General features: G+C 25.2%; 15 protein-coding genes and 1 other RNA gene. All 16 read left to right on the top strand.

What is annotated here, in order from left to right; all coding sequences use genetic code 4:
- Nucleotides 1–288: 288 nt before the first annotated feature.
- The 16 genes from rpmH to MYE_RS03870 all read left to right on the top strand — a co-directional run bounded on the left by rpmH (nt 289) and on the right by MYE_RS03870 (nt 16,215).
- Nucleotides 289–423 carry a 50S ribosomal protein L34 gene (gene rpmH / locus MYE_RS03940; RefSeq protein WP_036497817.1) on the top strand — a complete coding sequence of 45 codons (135 nt, stop codon included), beginning with the start codon at nt 289–291 and terminating at the stop codon, nt 421–423.
- Between the two features lie 22 nt (nt 424–445).
- The gene (gene rnpA, locus MYE_RS03935) at nt 446–772 is read left to right on the top strand and encodes a ribonuclease P protein component (RefSeq protein WP_042733592.1); all 327 of its coding nucleotides are present in this window, start codon (nt 446–448) and stop codon (nt 770–772) included.
- Nucleotides 773–795: 23 nt separating this feature from the next.
- On the top strand, nt 796–1,989 hold the full coding sequence (yidC, locus tag MYE_RS03930; protein WP_051067122.1) for a membrane protein insertase YidC: 1,194 nt from the start codon (nt 796–798) through the stop codon (nt 1,987–1,989).
- A gap of 123 nt (nt 1,990–2,112) precedes the next feature.
- A complete protein-coding gene (locus MYE_RS03925; RefSeq protein ID WP_236681619.1) occupies nt 2,113–2,748 on the top strand; it encodes a hypothetical protein in 636 nt (211 codons plus the stop codon).
- Nucleotides 2,749–2,922: 174 nt separating this feature from the next.
- Nucleotides 2,923–4,737, top strand: a complete 1,815-nt coding sequence (locus MYE_RS04080) for a BspA family leucine-rich repeat surface protein (RefSeq protein ID WP_052491431.1) — start codon at nt 2,923–2,925, stop codon at nt 4,735–4,737.
- Nucleotides 4,738–4,900: 163 nt separating this feature from the next.
- Nucleotides 4,901–6,196, top strand: a complete 1,296-nt coding sequence (locus MYE_RS03915; protein WP_042733591.1) for a PhnD/SsuA/transferrin family substrate-binding protein — start codon at nt 4,901–4,903, stop codon at nt 6,194–6,196.
- Between the two features lie 11 nt (nt 6,197–6,207).
- Nucleotides 6,208–6,966, top strand: coding sequence for a phosphonate ABC transporter ATP-binding protein (gene phnC / locus MYE_RS03910; RefSeq protein ID WP_042733590.1), 759 nt, complete (start codon nt 6,208–6,210; stop codon nt 6,964–6,966).
- Entirely contained in the window at nt 6,966–9,641 is a 2,676-nt protein-coding gene (locus tag MYE_RS03905) for a PhnE/PtxC family ABC transporter permease (RefSeq protein WP_042733589.1), read from the top strand. The genes phnC and MYE_RS03905 overlap by 1 nt, the downstream gene beginning before the upstream one ends.
- A gap of 20 nt (nt 9,642–9,661) precedes the next feature.
- Nucleotides 9,662–10,777, top strand: coding sequence for a DNA recombination protein RmuC (locus MYE_RS03900; protein WP_052491430.1), 1,116 nt, complete (start codon nt 9,662–9,664; stop codon nt 10,775–10,777).
- A 34-nt stretch (nt 10,778–10,811) separates the two neighbouring features.
- Nucleotides 10,812–10,907, top strand: an RNA gene (gene ffs, locus MYE_RS04155) — signal recognition particle sRNA small type.
- Nucleotides 10,908–10,913: 6 nt separating this feature from the next.
- A complete protein-coding gene (locus MYE_RS03895; protein ID WP_042733588.1) occupies nt 10,914–11,357 on the top strand; it encodes a nucleoside deaminase in 444 nt (147 codons plus the stop codon).
- Between the two features lie 258 nt (nt 11,358–11,615).
- A complete protein-coding gene (gene dnaX / locus MYE_RS03890; RefSeq protein ID WP_042733587.1) occupies nt 11,616–13,535 on the top strand; it encodes a DNA polymerase III subunit gamma/tau in 1,920 nt (639 codons plus the stop codon).
- 1 nt (nt 13,536) lies between these two features.
- A complete protein-coding gene (gene recR, locus MYE_RS03885) occupies nt 13,537–14,127 on the top strand; it encodes a recombination mediator RecR (protein ID WP_042733586.1) in 591 nt (196 codons plus the stop codon).
- A gap of 3 nt (nt 14,128–14,130) precedes the next feature.
- Nucleotides 14,131–14,748: a dTMP kinase gene (tmk, locus tag MYE_RS03880; protein WP_042733585.1), complete on the top strand. Its 618-nt coding sequence runs from the start codon at nt 14,131–14,133 to the stop codon at nt 14,746–14,748.
- A 1-nt stretch (nt 14,749) separates the two neighbouring features.
- Nucleotides 14,750–15,493, top strand: a complete 744-nt coding sequence (locus MYE_RS03875; protein ID WP_042733584.1) for a DNA polymerase III subunit delta' — start codon at nt 14,750–14,752, stop codon at nt 15,491–15,493.
- Nucleotides 15,493–16,215, top strand: coding sequence for a tRNA1(Val) (adenine(37)-N6)-methyltransferase (locus MYE_RS03870; protein WP_042733583.1), 723 nt, complete (start codon nt 15,493–15,495; stop codon nt 16,213–16,215). Before MYE_RS03875 ends, MYE_RS03870 begins: the two co-directional genes overlap by 1 nt.
- Nucleotides 16,216–16,268 lie beyond the last annotated feature (53 nt).

The raw sequence follows: 16,268 nt of genomic DNA, 5'->3' as shown, positions 1-16,268 counted from the left end.
TCAAAATTATTATAAATAAACACATTATAAAATGTTGAAAAATATTTAATCACCATAACAATATTAAGTTATCCACAATTATTTTCAAGCTTAAAAACTCAATTAAAACCTATATTTTTACAACTTATGTACATATCTACATGTTATATATTTTTATGTTGAAAACTTAAATGTTTATTAATATGGAATTCAATGTTTAAATTTAACTGTATTTTAGGTTGTTTTTTGCAAAGAAAATATTATATAATAGATGATGAAACATTATTTTTAAAGTGAGGAGGTTCCAGCATGAAAAGAACTTGACAACCATCAAAAATCAAACACGCACGTGTTCACGGTTTTAGAGCAAGAATGGCTACTAAAAATGGTAGAAAAGTAATTAATGCTCGTAGAGCTAAGGGTAGAGCAAAATTATCTGCTTAATTTTAGTTGCTTTTAACAAACTATGAAAAATAAAAGAATTATAAAAAAGAACTTTGAATTTCAAGATATTATTTCTACTAAAAATTCTATTAAGAATCTTTGTTTTGTAATTTATTATAGATCGAATGACAAAGGTTATTTGAGATATGGAATAAGTGTAGGAAAAAAAATAGGTAATGCTGTTGTAAGAAATAAAGTTAAACGACAAATAAGAATGTTGATAAATAATAATATAAATCTGTTTGGAGAAAAACCGTTTGATATTATTATTTTGGCAAGAAAACCGATTTTAGATATTAAATTTGAAACTACTTCAAATTCTTTTAAAAAAATTATAAATAAACTTTAGGTATAGAATAGGGGGAGAAGAGTTTGTACAAGCAAAGTAATAGAGTAATGAATTATTTGAACCCTGAAAAGAGTAAAAAAAATAAACAACCAAAAGATATTTTTAAAATAGTTATAAAGTGATTAAAAATTATTGGTTTTCTATTTATTTTAGTTTCAATGTTATGAGGTTGTGTGCAAATGTATCAATCTCAATATACAGTTAATCAAATAGTTGATATGACAGGAAAAACTGTTTATGCTCCAGGAGTTTCATTTGAGATTATTCTTAACTCATTAGGAGAAACCGGAGAAAAAGTTCACCACTTTGCAATTCAAAATGGAAAACTTGTCGAGTATGGATATAATTCTATAAACTCATGAGGAGAAGCATTTAGTAAAACTGAATCACCTTTCTATGGATTCTTTGTTTATCCAACTGCATGAGTATTAAGTGGACTTATTAAATTATTCTCAGGAACATTAAACCCTAGTTTAGATGATAAAACTCAATTATCTTATGGTATTTCATCTGTTGCATCAATTTTCTTAACAGTGTTAATAATTAGAGGATTAACATTGTTAATGGGATTTAAATCACAAATTAATCAACATAAAATGCAAGATATTCAACTAAAAGTAGCTGAAATTCAAGCAAAATACAAAGATAAAAAAGACATGCAATCAAGACAAAAACAACAAGCTGAAATTCAAGCAGCTTACCAAAGAGAAGGTATGTCACAATTTTCATCACTAGCAGGATCATTTGCTCCGCTACCATTCTTATTTGCGATATATGCAATTGTTAGATCAACTAGATCATTAAAAATTGCTACATTAGGTCCAATCGCTTTAATTGAAGGACCATGACAACAAATTACTCAAGGTAACTATATTTACATATTAATTATTGGAATTTATTTACCTTTACAAGCAGTTTCAATGTTGTTACCTACTTTACTTCAAATGAAACGTCAAAAAGCAATTTCATTAACTGAAGCACAGAAAAAAGCTAGAAAAAAACAACTTATTACTCAACTTGTTATGATGGTAGTGTTTGTTATTGTTATTCTATCAGTTGCCACTGGTGTATGTATTTACTGAATTTTTTCATCAATATTCCAAATAATACAAACATATGGTTTCTACAAATATAATGAAAAACATACAAAAGCTGGAAATCAAGAAAGACAAAGACGTTTACGTCAACAAGAAAGAATAAAACTTAATAATAAATAGAGTGTTATTTAACACTCTTTTTTTGTTACATATTAAAATTAATATATAGACATGTGTAATAAATATTAATTTAAACTAAAAATTAGTATAGATATTGCTATTGTCAGATGGAAGGATGATTTTATGAGTAAAAATAATGTAATAAAAGTGACAGAGTGAGTTATGAAAAAATTCCCATTTAATGAAGATTTTGCAGAAGCTGTTGGAATTTTATGTATGGATGCAAATGACGAAGCTGCAAGAATTGGAGATCACAAAGAAGTTTACTTCCAAAAACCAGAAGGTGGAGCTTTATCATTAGTTAACTTTTGAATTAAAAAATGAGCATTCCAAAGAGGAGCTAACTTCACTAACCTAGCTGCTGACATTATATTTGACTTATCAACAAAAAATAAATTTACTGATGGAAATAAAAGAACTGCTTTACTAACAGTTTTATACTTCTTTAAAATGTCAGGATTCTGAGTAGTTCAACCTAACCCAGTTGATTATTGAGATAAATTAATTGAAAATGTTGTTGAAGAATTTGAACAATCAAAAGATCCTGAAGAAATAAAACAAAAATTAAGAGAACAAATTTTAGAAAACTTAGTTTCAGTTGATCCTAAATATGAAGATGTAACTGAAGAAACAGAAATAGATCCTGAAAGCGAAATCATCACTGCTGAATATGTAAAAAGTAATATGAGACTATGACAACAAGAAGTTAGAGAAGATGAAGTTATCATGGAATCATTAAAAAGATTATCAGTTAAATAAATTAATATGAAATATATCACCTAACACTGTTAGGTGATTTTTTATTTAGTTGTTATAGAAATTAATTTTAGATTTTAGGACAGTGCAAAAATCTCTTTCGATTGTTTTTTTGTTAACATAAAAAAGTTCACATATTGTTAAATTATTTAAATAAAAAGGGGTATTTTTTTTAATATGATTAAGTTACTTTCAATTATATTCTTAAGTTTTTTAGGTCCGACCAGTTCAAATATAATAACCAATAATTTGAGTGTGAAAACACAAACAAACAATAATTTATTACAAGAAAATATAGAAGAAAAAGAACATAAATATGATAAAAACGATCCAACAAAATGTATTGAAATTGGGTATTTTAAAAATAGTCAAGGAGAATGACAAATACAACGTTTTGCTGAAAATGTAGAAAAAGTTCCAGATGTATTACCAAGTCATATTACAAGTTTAAGAGAAGCTTTTCACAGTAATAAAAAGACTGAAATAAAAGGTATTGAAAAATGGAACACTTCAAACGTTACTGATATGAGCTGAATGTTCTCTGGATCTGTTTTTAATGGTAATATAAATAATTGAGACACTTCACAAGTTACAAGTATGGAATCTATGTTTTATGGTGCCAAATCTTTCAACCAAGATATATCTAAGTGAGACACATCGAGTCTAATTAATGCAGAAGCAATTTTTTTAGGAGCCGAAACTTTCAACCAAGATATATCTAAGTGAAATACTTCAAATGTAACTACTATGAGAAGAATGTTTACTGGTGCTTCAAAATTCAACCAAAATATAAACACAAAAAAAGTCACAAGAGAAGACGGATCAACTTATACTGCTTGAAACACTTCGAATGTAACAAATATGAATCGTATGTTTGCACTTGCTAGCGATTTTAATCATCCATTAGATAAATGAAATACTTCAAAAGTTACTGATATGGGTATTATGTTTATTAATGCTTCAAAATTCAACCAAGATATAAACACAAAAAAAGTCACAAGAGAAGACGGATCAACTTATATTGCTTGAGACACATCTAGTGTAGTTAATATGCAATCTATGTTTGAAGATGCAATATCATTTAATCAAGAAATAGGCAATTGAGATACTTCAAATGTAACTGATATGAATAGAATGTTTAATGATGCAATATCATTTAATCAACCATTAAACAGTTGAAACACATCAAAAGTTAATAATATGGAAGCTATGTTTGAAGGAGCAACACAATTCAATCAACCTTTAAACAGCTGAAACACATCAAATGTAACTGATATGAGCAGTATGTTTTCAGATGCTAAGAATTTCAACCAAGATATTTCTAACTGAAATACCTCAAATGTAAAAGAGATGGAATATATGTTTGAAGGAGCTGACAATTTTGAACAAGATATTTCACGCTTAAATGTTGAACAAGTAGAATATTTTGATTTTTTTGCTGATGAAAATAAGGTTAAAATACCAAATTTTCCACCCTTCCAACCTAAAAAACTTCAAGATATTTTAAGACATTCATTAATTATAAGTTTTCCAGGAAGAGGTTCACTAAGGGAAAAATATAGGTTTAGAAATAATATATTTCACTTTTTTATAAATATAAATACAGAAAGAAATTTTCGAGATAATACAACTATTATAAAACCAAATATATCAAAAGAAGGGGTTGCTATTGAAGTAGATGACAGAATAATCACTAATAAAGATGATCAAGATTATAAATGAGTTATACCTGATGAAAAATCTTCAGTAAGAATTAATTTTACTTATACAGAAAACGAAAAGACATATAAAGCTGTTGTTTATATAGCAAAATTTAAAGATAATAAAACTTTTGATCAGTTTTTCCAGGAAACAAATTTTGGAGATCCTACTATCGATAGAACAGAAAAATCTAATCTAGCAACAATAGTCGGAAGTTCAGTTGGAACAACTGTAGGGATCGGTTCAATTATTGGAACAACCTTTTCAATATTAAAAAGACGTAAAAGATAAAAGAAATTATAAAAAAATTAGTGCATTATAACCAATTAACTTATAAAATTATTCTAGAAGTAGGGGAAGGAATACTATAAAAATTTTTTGTAGTTTTACCTTTCTCTATTTTTATTATAGAAAAATTACATTTATTTAAGTAGATAGGATTAATGGTAATAATATGAAAAAATTAATTTCAATAATAAGTTCTATAGGATTAGTAGCTACTAGTTCACTTGCAGTTGTTAGCTGTAGAACTCCAAAATTAGAAATTCTTTTTGTTCCATCAAGAAGTGGGACTGACATTACTGCTCAAGTTGCCCCTTTAAGAGGATTATTAACTAAAAAATTAAAAGAATTAGCCAAAGCAAGAGGAGAAGAATTTAATAAAGCTGTAAAAGTTGATGTTTCTACAAGTTATAGTGCTGCAGCAAAATCATTAGCTGGTGGTTCAGTTGATATTGCACTTATGTCAATTCAACCTTATGCAGAAAATAGGGGAGAAAAACAAGAAGACGGTACATATGACAAAATCGGTTTCTTATTAAGTTCTGGTAGAAGAGGTGCAAAACCTTATACAACTTTTGAAGGATTCCAAGGTGAAGATAAAAAATTCTCAAATGATAAAGCTATATCTGATTTAAAAGGAGAAGACTTATTTGGATTAGCTAATTGATATCAAAAATATGCAACAGATCACAAACCTGCTGAAGGTAAAAGCTATGCAACAATTCTTGAAGATGATACAATTCCAGCTTCATACTATAGATCTTATGTATATGCAAACACAAGTGTTTTAAGTCAAACAATTTATAAAGATCAAAAAAGTTATAAAGCTGCTTTAGATGAAGCTAAACAATCAAATAATTTTGACAACTACAAACAAATAATTAAAAGTTTATTACTTGAATCAAACATAAAAATTGCTTTAGGTGACAAAAAATCATCTGCTGGTTTTAGTTATCCTGTTTTATGAATGAAAGAAACAGCTGGTTTAACAAATGAACAAATAGTTGATTTATTTAAAAATGGTAAAAAATTTATTAAAGGAAGTGACTATGATAAAATAGCATCTACTATTGGTGATAACGCCGAAGCAAAAGCAGGAAATGGTTATGCAATAGGATTTGGTTTTTCTGACATACGTTTTACTAGAACAGGTAAATTAGATCATGAGAAAAAATTATTTGAAAACACTGAAATTATTGGAGCAAGCCAAGCAATAATAAATGACGGAATTATGTATTCAAAAAATAAAAAATCTCTTGTAGGTAAAGATTTAGATTTACTTAAGGATATAAAAACAGGATTATTAAGTTTAATCAAAGAAGATAAAGAAGCTAAAAAAGTATTTAGTATATATAATATTACAAACTTCGTTGAACCAGATGCAACAAAAATAGACTCAGATATAACAGATTCACTGAAAAAACTTGATGATGTATCAAAAATTGCAAACGCTATAACATGAGCATAGGAAAGGAAAAAATGATTGTATTTAAAAACGTTAATAAAATTTGACCAAATGGAAAACAAGTTTTAAAAGATATAAATTTAACAATATCAAAAGGAGAATTGATAGCTGTTATTGGTCTTTCTGGTGCAGGGAAAACCACCCTTTTAAAAACTATTAATAAACTTAATGATATATCGTCAGGAAACATTGAAATAGAGTTTGACAAAATCAATAAAAAATATGATTTATCTAAAACAAGAGGAAAAAAATTACGTGAATTAAGAAGTAATATTGGTTTAATGTTTCAAGAATACAACAACATTGGAAATAAAACAGTTTTAGAAAACGTATTAAATTCAAGAATCACAAAAGAAAAACCGTTAAATAAAGTTTTAGGTATATTTTCTAAACAAAGTAAATTAATAGCGTTGGAATCTCTAAACAAACTAAACTTATTAGATTTTGCTTATATTCGTGCTGAAAATCTAAGTGGAGGACAACAACAACGAGTTGCTTTAGCAAGAACATTAAGTCAACAACCATTTTTAATTATTGCTGATGAACCAGTATCAGCTTTAGATCCAGTTATGGCTAACCAAGTTATGAAAGACTTCCAAAAAATTAACGAAGAAGAAGGAATAACAACTATTATAAACATTCACCATGTTGATTTAGCTAAAAAATATGCAACAAGAATTATAGGTTTAAATAATGGAGAAATTGTTTTTGATGGAACTCCAGATCAGTTAAGTGATGAAAAAATCAAAGAAATTTATGGAGATAATTACTAATGTTTCTAAAAAATAAAACATTTAAAGTAGGTAACAGTTTTTCAAAAAGACCTAAAAAAGTATTTTCAATAAGTTTTATAGTTACAACAATTGCAATTTTACTTCTTGGTTTTATATTACTAGAGAGTGATTGGCCAAAATTCTTTGACAATATTGATAAATTAGGTGAATTGTTTAAAGACTTTTTCAAGTGAGATTTTGAAGATTGATCTAAGACTAAACTTGGAGCAGAGAGTTTTTTAAATAGTTCAATTAAGCTTTTAATCCAAACCTTAACTTATTCTTTTTTTGGTACCTTTATAGGTGTGATTTTATGTCTACCAGTTGCATTATTAGCTGCTAGAAGTATCATAAAAAATAATTTCGTAAACCAAGCAGCTAGATTATTTTTATCAATACTTAGAACTATACCAACTTTTGCTTTTGCAATTATAATAAAAGGATTTTTTGATACTGCATCTTCAGCTATTGCTGTTGGGGTTATGTTTTTCTCATTTTCAGTTGCAGGAAAAATGTTCTTTGAAAAAATAGAACAAATAGATGTAAAAATTTACACTTCATTACAAGTTACAGGAATTACAAGAATTCAAGCATTTAGAAAAGCTGTAATTCCTCAAATTTCAAGAGATTTACTTTCTATTTCACTTTATACACTTGAAATTAACATTCGTTATTTATCAATTATAGGAACCGCTGTTGGGGTAACTAGTTTTGGTTCTTTAATTACAGTTGCAATAGATTCTAATGAATATAATAAAGTAGGTTTCTTATTAACAATATTTTCATCTGTTATTTTAATGATTGAGGTATTAATAATTTTAGTTAAAAAATATGTACTTGAAGATAGAGATCAAGTTTTAGAGTACAAAATTATTAATAAATCTGTAAAAGCTATAAAAAAAATTAACGACACTAATCCTTTAGATTTTTATGTAAATTACATTTTAGTAAAAGATATTGATGAAAAAATTTCTCAATTAACTAATAAAAATGAAATCCAAGAACTTAAAAAAATAAGAAAACAAAAAATTAAAGAATATATAAAAGAACACAAAACAAATGTTCAACAAGATAAATTAGAATATAAATCACTATTAAAAAACACAGATAATGATTTATTTATAAAATTAGATTCAATCGATCAAACAGTTAGAATTGATCAAAAAACAACTGCCAAATTAAACTTCTTAGTTTTAAAAACAAAAGAAGAATTAAAAAAACAAATCGATATAACAACAAAACAAGAATTAAAAGAGTTTAGAGATAATTTAACTGTTGAACAAACTCTAAAAAGTGCTAGAAAAAATTATATTAAAAGATTAATTTTTGGAATAATTTTAATTTCATTATTTATTTATTCATCAACTACTATTGATTTAAAATTTGCAAGTTCACAACAAGTTAAAAATACAGGAAATGTAATTTTAGAAATATTAAATATAAATTGAAGTTCATTAATTTTTAAAGACGTTGCTCATTCAGTTCAAGATCCAGTAATACTTTTATTATGAGAAGCATTATCTATGGCTATTGTTGGTACATTTATAGGTTCAATTATTGCTTATATTTTAGGTTTACTAAGTTCATCAAAAGTAACAAATAAATACGTAGCGTTCCCATTTATGTTTATTACAACAGTTATGAGATCTATACCAACTTATATGTATGCTTATATATTTATCTTTGTAGTTGGATTTGGACAATTCCCTGGTATGTTAGCTCTTGTTATGGGTACAATTGGTATGCTTACAAAATATAATCGTGAAATATATGAAAAAATTAACATGAAAATAATTTACCAATTGAAATCTATGGGACTTAACTGATGACATGTTTTTAGATACGGAATAGTTGCTCAAACAAAAGATGAAACAATTTCATACATTATTTACCGTTTTGAATTAAACTTCAAAGAAGTTGCTGCTTTAGGAGTTGTAAATGCAGGTAAAATAGGATTTACTATGAATGCATATTTCTCTGGACGTTTATTTGCTGAATTTGGAGCTGTAATATTTGGATTAGTTATCTTTACATTAATCATAGAAAACATTTCAACTTCATTAAGACAAAAATTCTTAGAAGATAAAAACTTAAAATTTATTGATTGAATTATTAATAAATACCGTCACTTTAAATTCCCAGTTTATAAAGCTAAATTAAAATTATTTAATAAAGAATTAACAACTAGTTATTTTGAAGCAGAAGCATTTAATAGTTATGTAAAACAAGAAAAATGAATAGATGCTTTAATTAAAGATGGTCAAACAAAACAAGATATTTACAATCAATTAAAAGACTATGAAAAAGAGTTTAGAATGTTCCGTGAAAATATGGTATCAAACATTAACGACAAAACTAAACAAGATCTAGAAACTGCAAAAACAAACTATACTCATACTCTTAATAATTTAAAACAAGAATTTGTAATTAAAAAACAACAACTAAATGAATTTAAACTAGAAACTCAAAACCAAATCAAATTACTAGATAATCAAGAAATATCAAATGATCAAAAACATGATCAAATTAATGATTTAAAAGCTAAATATAATTTAGAAAAACAAGAATTAATCAATATTAAAAACTTAATTAGACATTTAAAACATGATTACAAAAAAACTAAATTATATTCAAAACAAATTAGAAAAATTAAATTATTAAATTTAGATTACTAGATTAAAAAGGAAGAAACATAATGGATGCTTGAATTATTGTCATAATCATTATAGGGATTGTAACACTGGCAATTACTTTGTTCTTTGTTATAAGAACTATTAAACGCAATGGCTTTGATTATCCAGTTGGTAGTAGAGCTTTTGATAAACAAATTCAAATTATTATTTCCAAATTAGAAGCTATCGAAAAAATTGATGCAACAAATTTTGAGAATGTAAGAAAAAGTGTAAATGATCAAAAAACTGATATTTCAAATGTTATTAAGGATTTGAATGATTCTATAAAAAATCTAAATGATAATAATACAAAGCAAATGTCAAGAATTGATACGGTTGTTATTGATTCAAAAACAAAACTAGATAATCTTTCTTCTATTTTTACTAACAGCAAAAACAGAGGTAATGTTGGAGAATTTACTTTAGAGTGAATATTATCAAACATTTTAGGAGAAGAATCAGAACACAGTATTTGACAACGAGAATATAAATATGAAAATAAACCAGGACTTAGAATAGATGCTGTTATTCATACAGGAATTAACAATAAAAAGTTAGCCATTGATTCTAAATTTCCAATGATCGATGCTGAAGTTCTATTAACTAAAGATCCAAATGATTTTGAATATAAACAAAAAGAGAAAAATTTTAGAACATCTTTAATAAGTAAGATAAGTGAAGTAGAAAAATACATCGATAAAAAAGAGGGTGTGGATAATGTTATTATGTACATTCCTTCACAAGTGGTATTTGAATTAATCTTAACTAAGTTTGAAGATATTTATCAAAAAGCACTTAATAAGAAAATATTTTTAACTTCTCCAACTACTTTACCAATAGTTTTACACTCTCAACAAATGGCTATTAGAGATTATAAAATTAGCAAAGATATACACAAGGTTAAAGATTTAGTAGAAGGTGTATTAATTGATTTTCAAAAATGAGATGAAAGAAATCAAAAACTTAAAAAAGCTTTTAATGATTATGTTCAAAAAACAAATTCTACATTTGAAGATCTAGAAAAATCAACAAACAAAATTAATTCAAAAATAGAAAAAATCCAATCAATCGACACTACTAATCAAAACAGTGTAAAAAAAGAATCTGATGATGATTCTATTGGAATACACTGAAAATAATCCTATTGAAAACACATTAGAAAAATAATATAATTATATATGCCGTAATAAGGATAACATCTGAATGAGTCAGGACCGGAAGGTAGCAGCTATAAGGAAACGTGTTCTGTATTACGGTTTTTTATTTGGAGGAATTATGAAAGAATTTGATCAATTATTAGATTTATTAATAAATGAATCTAAAAAAGCATTAGTACATGATGATATTCCAGTTAGTGCTTGTGTAGTAGATAGCAATAACAACATTGTTAGTTTAAGTTATAACACTAAACAAAAAGATAAAAACATTTCATCACATGCTGAAATAAATGCAATTAATTTAGCTATTAAAAAAACAAATAATATGAATTTAAGTGAGTATAAAATAATAACTACTCTTGAACCTTGTCAGATGTGTTATGGTGCAATTGATCAAGTTAAGATTAAAGACATTTATTTTTTAGTAGATAGTATCAAATACGGAATAACTAACAAATATAGTATTAATGATATAAACATCAATTTAATCCAAATAAAAAATCGTGTAAAAGAAGATGAATATAAAAATATCCTTAACAATTTCTTTGCTAAGAAAAGATAGTAAATGTTAAAATAATATGTGTGATATTTCTAATACTTATAAAGATTGAAATATTTAAGATATCGGTGGTTTTAGTTCTTACCGGCCATGCCTACCATTTGAGATGGCGAAATGATAAACAGAACTGAATTAGAACTCTTTATAGAGTTCTTTTTTAATGATTAGTAATAATTATTAATATATTGACTAAACAATTATTGATGTAGGTTTAAGTTCTTAATATAAGGTAAAATATATATAGTAATTAAGAGGTAAGACATGGAAACAAATAAGCAATCATTATATAGAGTTTATAGACCAAAAGATTTTAATAGTGTAGCAGGACATAAAAACGTTATTGAAATATTAAAAAAACAAATCAGTGACAATAAAATAGGTCATGCTCTTTTATTTGCTGGACAAAGAGGAACTGGAAAAACTAGTGTTGCTAGAATATTTGCAAAAACTATTAACTGTTTAAATTTAATTGAATCTAAAGCTTGTGATAAATGTTCTAATTGTATAATGGCTAATGAAAATAGAAGTTCAGATATCATTGAAATTGATGCTGCTTCAAACAATGGTGTTGATGAAATAAGAGATATCAAAAATTCAGTTGCTACTTTACCGTTAAATAGTAGATATAAAATCTATATAATCGATGAAGTTCATATGTTAACTAAACAAGCGTTTAATGCATTGTTAAAAACATTAGAAGAACCACCAATGCATGCTGTTTTTATTCTAGCTACAACTGAATTTAGTAAAATTCCTCAAACAATATTATCAAGATGTCAAATATTTAATTTTTCTAAAATTGACAAACAATCTTTAACTAATAGATTAAACTTTATAACTACTCAAGAAGGTTATGAAATTGATAAAGAAACTTTAGATGAAGTTTATTATTTATCAGAAGGATCATTAAGAGATGCTATCAATATCATTGAACAATTAATTTTAGTGAGTGATAAAAAAATAACAATTAATAATTTAAAATCAATCTTTTTGATAGCTACAAAAAAAGAACAACTTCAAATAGTGAAAAGTACTTTAAATAACAATTCTGAATTTATTATTTCTTATTTTGAAAAAGCTAATAATCAAGGTATGAATTGAGATGTTTTTGCTTTAGGTATTATTGAAATAATTAAAGAAATTGTTGAGTATAAATTAACTAATAATCTTGATTTTTTAAATGTGTTAACTCGTGATGATGTAGTTCAATTTAACGATTTTAATATAAAAGATATTTTTAAATTAGCTGATAATTTAGCTGATGCTTATTCAAAAACTAAAAACTCAAACATTAGTTATAACTACTTATTACTAAGTTTATTAAAATCATTAAACACACAAACAACTGTTGTAAAAAACAATGATAATTTTATTGAAATCCAAGCAAAAAACAATGATATTAAACCTATAGAAAATGATATTGAAATTGAACAAATAATTCTTGAAACAAAAGAAATAAATAAAATATCTGAAGAAGAAAAAACTGTTTTTATAGAACAAGAATCTATAGAAATTCAAAACCTAGATGAAGAAGATTTTACTGCATTTGTTGAAACAAAAATTAATGTAATTGATGATCAATTAAACGATAAAGAATGCTTTAAATTAATTGAACTAAAATCTAAACTAAACTCATATCTATTAGATTTAATTTCTATGAAAAATAACTCATCAATTGATAATATGGATTTAATCAATTTCTTATCTGGAACAAAACAATTTAAAGATGAAAAAATAAAAGTAGATAAATTATTTAGTGATTTATTTGCAACTGATGAATTTGATAATTTAATAAATAAAGATCATGCAAACAACTTATATATGTTATTAGATACAAAACTAATGGCTTTAACTGATAGTGTAATAATTTTAAAAACTCAATCAAATAGTCATGCTAATTTAATTAACAACTTAATGTTAGATGAAAAAGTTCTAAATAATATTTATTCATGATTCAAAAAACATTATTTTATATTTGCAATTGATGATAATAAAAAAGATGAAATAATGATGATCTTTAAAGATCTAAAATCTAAAAATAAATTATCTGATTACAAAGAAAAAACATTTGAAGAAATTAAAAATAAATATGTAAAAAACAACAAAGAAGTTTCACTAAATAAAGAATTAATTCAAAAAGCAAAAGCGCTATTTGATGATGATTTTATAATAGGTGATTAGTATGTCTGATATATTATTTGACCAAATAGTTGATATTGTAAAAAACAATAAAGGACTAACTAAAAAAACTACACAAAGATTATTAGTAGATCTATTAATTAATCCAAACAATTTAGATCAATTAATTAACCAATTAAACACTTTAAAACAAAATATAAGTTTATGTCCGATTTGTTCTTATTTAGCTGAAAATAATCAATGTTTAGTATGTAGTTTATCTAGTAGAGATCAAAATTTAATTTGTGTTGTATCAAGTATTTTAGATGCTAAAAATATAGAAGATATTAATAAATTTAAAGGTGTTTATCATATCTTAAATGGAGAAATTGACTTAAATAAAAACATACCTCCATATAAGTTAAATATCAATAGATTATTAGAAAGAATTAATAAAAATACTGAAGTTATATTAGCTTTAAACGCAACATATCAAGGAGAAGTTACAGCTAATTATTTAAACCAATTATTGAGTGAAAAAAATATAAAAGTAACTAGAATTGCAAAAGGAATACCAATGGGTGCTAGTTTAGATTATATGGATGAATTCACTTTAGAAAGTGCATTTAATAATAGAAAAAAATATGGAGAATAAATTATGTTTATAACATTTGAAGGAATAGATGGTAGTGGTAAAACTACAGCAATCTTAAAAGCAAAAGAAGAATTAGAAAAAAAAGGATATAAAGTTTTAGTTACACGTGAACCGGGCGGTGAACGTATTGCTGAACAATTACGTCAAATTATTTTAGATAATAAAAATGAATCAATGCATTCTTGAACTGAAGCTTTATTATTTATTGCAGCAAGAAAAGAACATTTAGAAAAAGTAATTAAACCCGCTTTACAAAAAGGTATGATTGTAATTTCTGATAGATTTATGGATTCAACTAGTGCTTATCAAGGTAATGCAAGAAATATTGGTGTTGAAAATGTTGATCATATTCAAGCTATTATTTTAGGTGAATGTAAACCTGATTTAACTTTATTTTTTGATATAAAACCTGAAGTTGCTGAAAAGCGAATGAACATAAGAGGAGAAGAAATTAAAAATCGTTTAGATAAAGAAAAGATGGACTTTAAAGAAAAAGTTTATCAAGGTTATAAAACACTAATGAAAAATAATCCAGAAAGAATTAAACAAGTTGATGCATCTAAATCTATTGAAGAAGTTAGTGATCAAGTTTTAAAACTAATTTTAGAGAAAATAAAATAATATGAAAAAAGAACAAATAATAAAAAGATTAAAAAAAATGGTTGATGATCACAACCTTTTTTCTAATACTATATTGAACAGTAATGATAATCAAATAAGTATGGATACAGTAAGTGAAATTATCTCTTATATGTTTTGTTGTAATTCAAATCATTCAGATTTTGATCAAGTAAAAAAACAAATATTAGAGAATAAAAATATTGATGTTTTACAAATTGGAGATGGACATAGTGCTATTAGTAATCAACAAGTTCACGAACTAATAGAAAAAATGAGTATGTCATCAATTGGTGAACAAAATATTAAATTCTTTATAATAAAAAATGCAGAAAACTTAAAAAACACTTCAGCTAACTCAATATTAAAATTTTTAGAAGAGCCTCCAGTTAATACGTATGGATTTTTATTAACAAATAATTACAGTGAAATAATCACTACCATTTTATCTAGATGCCAATTAATTAATATTGATAATGAACAAAAAATAGATGAACAATTAAATATCTTTGAAGAATTATTAATCAAAAAAAATAAAGAAGAAATTCTATTATTTGGATCAAAATTAAAATCAATGAATAGAAATGATCAGATCAAATTAATAAGTGATGCTTATCATAGAACTATAGTTCATAAATTTTTTAACTGTATTGAAGCAACTTTAGAAGTTTTAGATGATTTAAAATTTTTACCAATCACAAATATATCTATTGATAATTATTTAATTAGAATTGTTGAGGAAATATAATGAAAGTATTAAATGATTTGCTTGGTTATAAAAATAGAAAATTATATCAACATAATAAAATGTTTAATTTTACTTTAGACAGTATTTTAGTAGCTAGATTTGCAAATTTAACAAGCAAAAGAAAAATGATAGCAGATTTTGGAACTAATAATGCAGTTATTCCTTTAGTTTTAAGTAAATACACTAATGCTAAAATCGTTGGAGTTGAGATTCAACAACAAGCTGTTGAAATAGCAAGAGAAAATGTTGAGTTAAATAATTTAAACAATCAAATAGAGATAGTTTGTTCAGATATAAAAGAATTCGCAAAAACTCATAATCAAGTTTTTGATTTAATAGTTTGCAATCCTCCATTTTTTAAAATGGATGGTAAACCTAAATTAAAAGAAATTTCACAAGAAGTTGTAAATGCTAGACATGAAGTTCTAATAACATTAGAAGAAATTATTTATTGTGCAAGTAAATGTTTAAAAAATAAAGGTAATTTTACAATAGTTCATCGTGCTGAAAGAACCGGAGAAATTATTAATTTATTTTACAAATATAATATATTTCCAAAAAGAATGATGCTTGTTCAATCAAAAGCTGATCAAGAAGCAAAAACTGTTTTAATTGATGGAATATATCAAGGAAATGAAGGTATGCAAATACTACCAACTTTAGTCACTCATAATAGTGATGAAACATATACTGATGAACTGTTGAAGTACTTTCATGATTAGTTTAGAAATATAACATTTTTAAATTGTGTTGTATGATATAAATAAGAAACAAG

Origin of the sequence: Mycoplasma yeatsii GM274B (assembly GCF_000875755.1) — a bacterium.
GTDB lineage: Bacteria > Bacillota_I > Bacilli_A > Mycoplasmatales > Mycoplasmataceae > Mycoplasma > Mycoplasma yeatsii.
The sequence above is the reverse complement of the archived record's forward strand: the minus strand, read 5'-3'. Positions and strand labels throughout refer to the sequence as shown.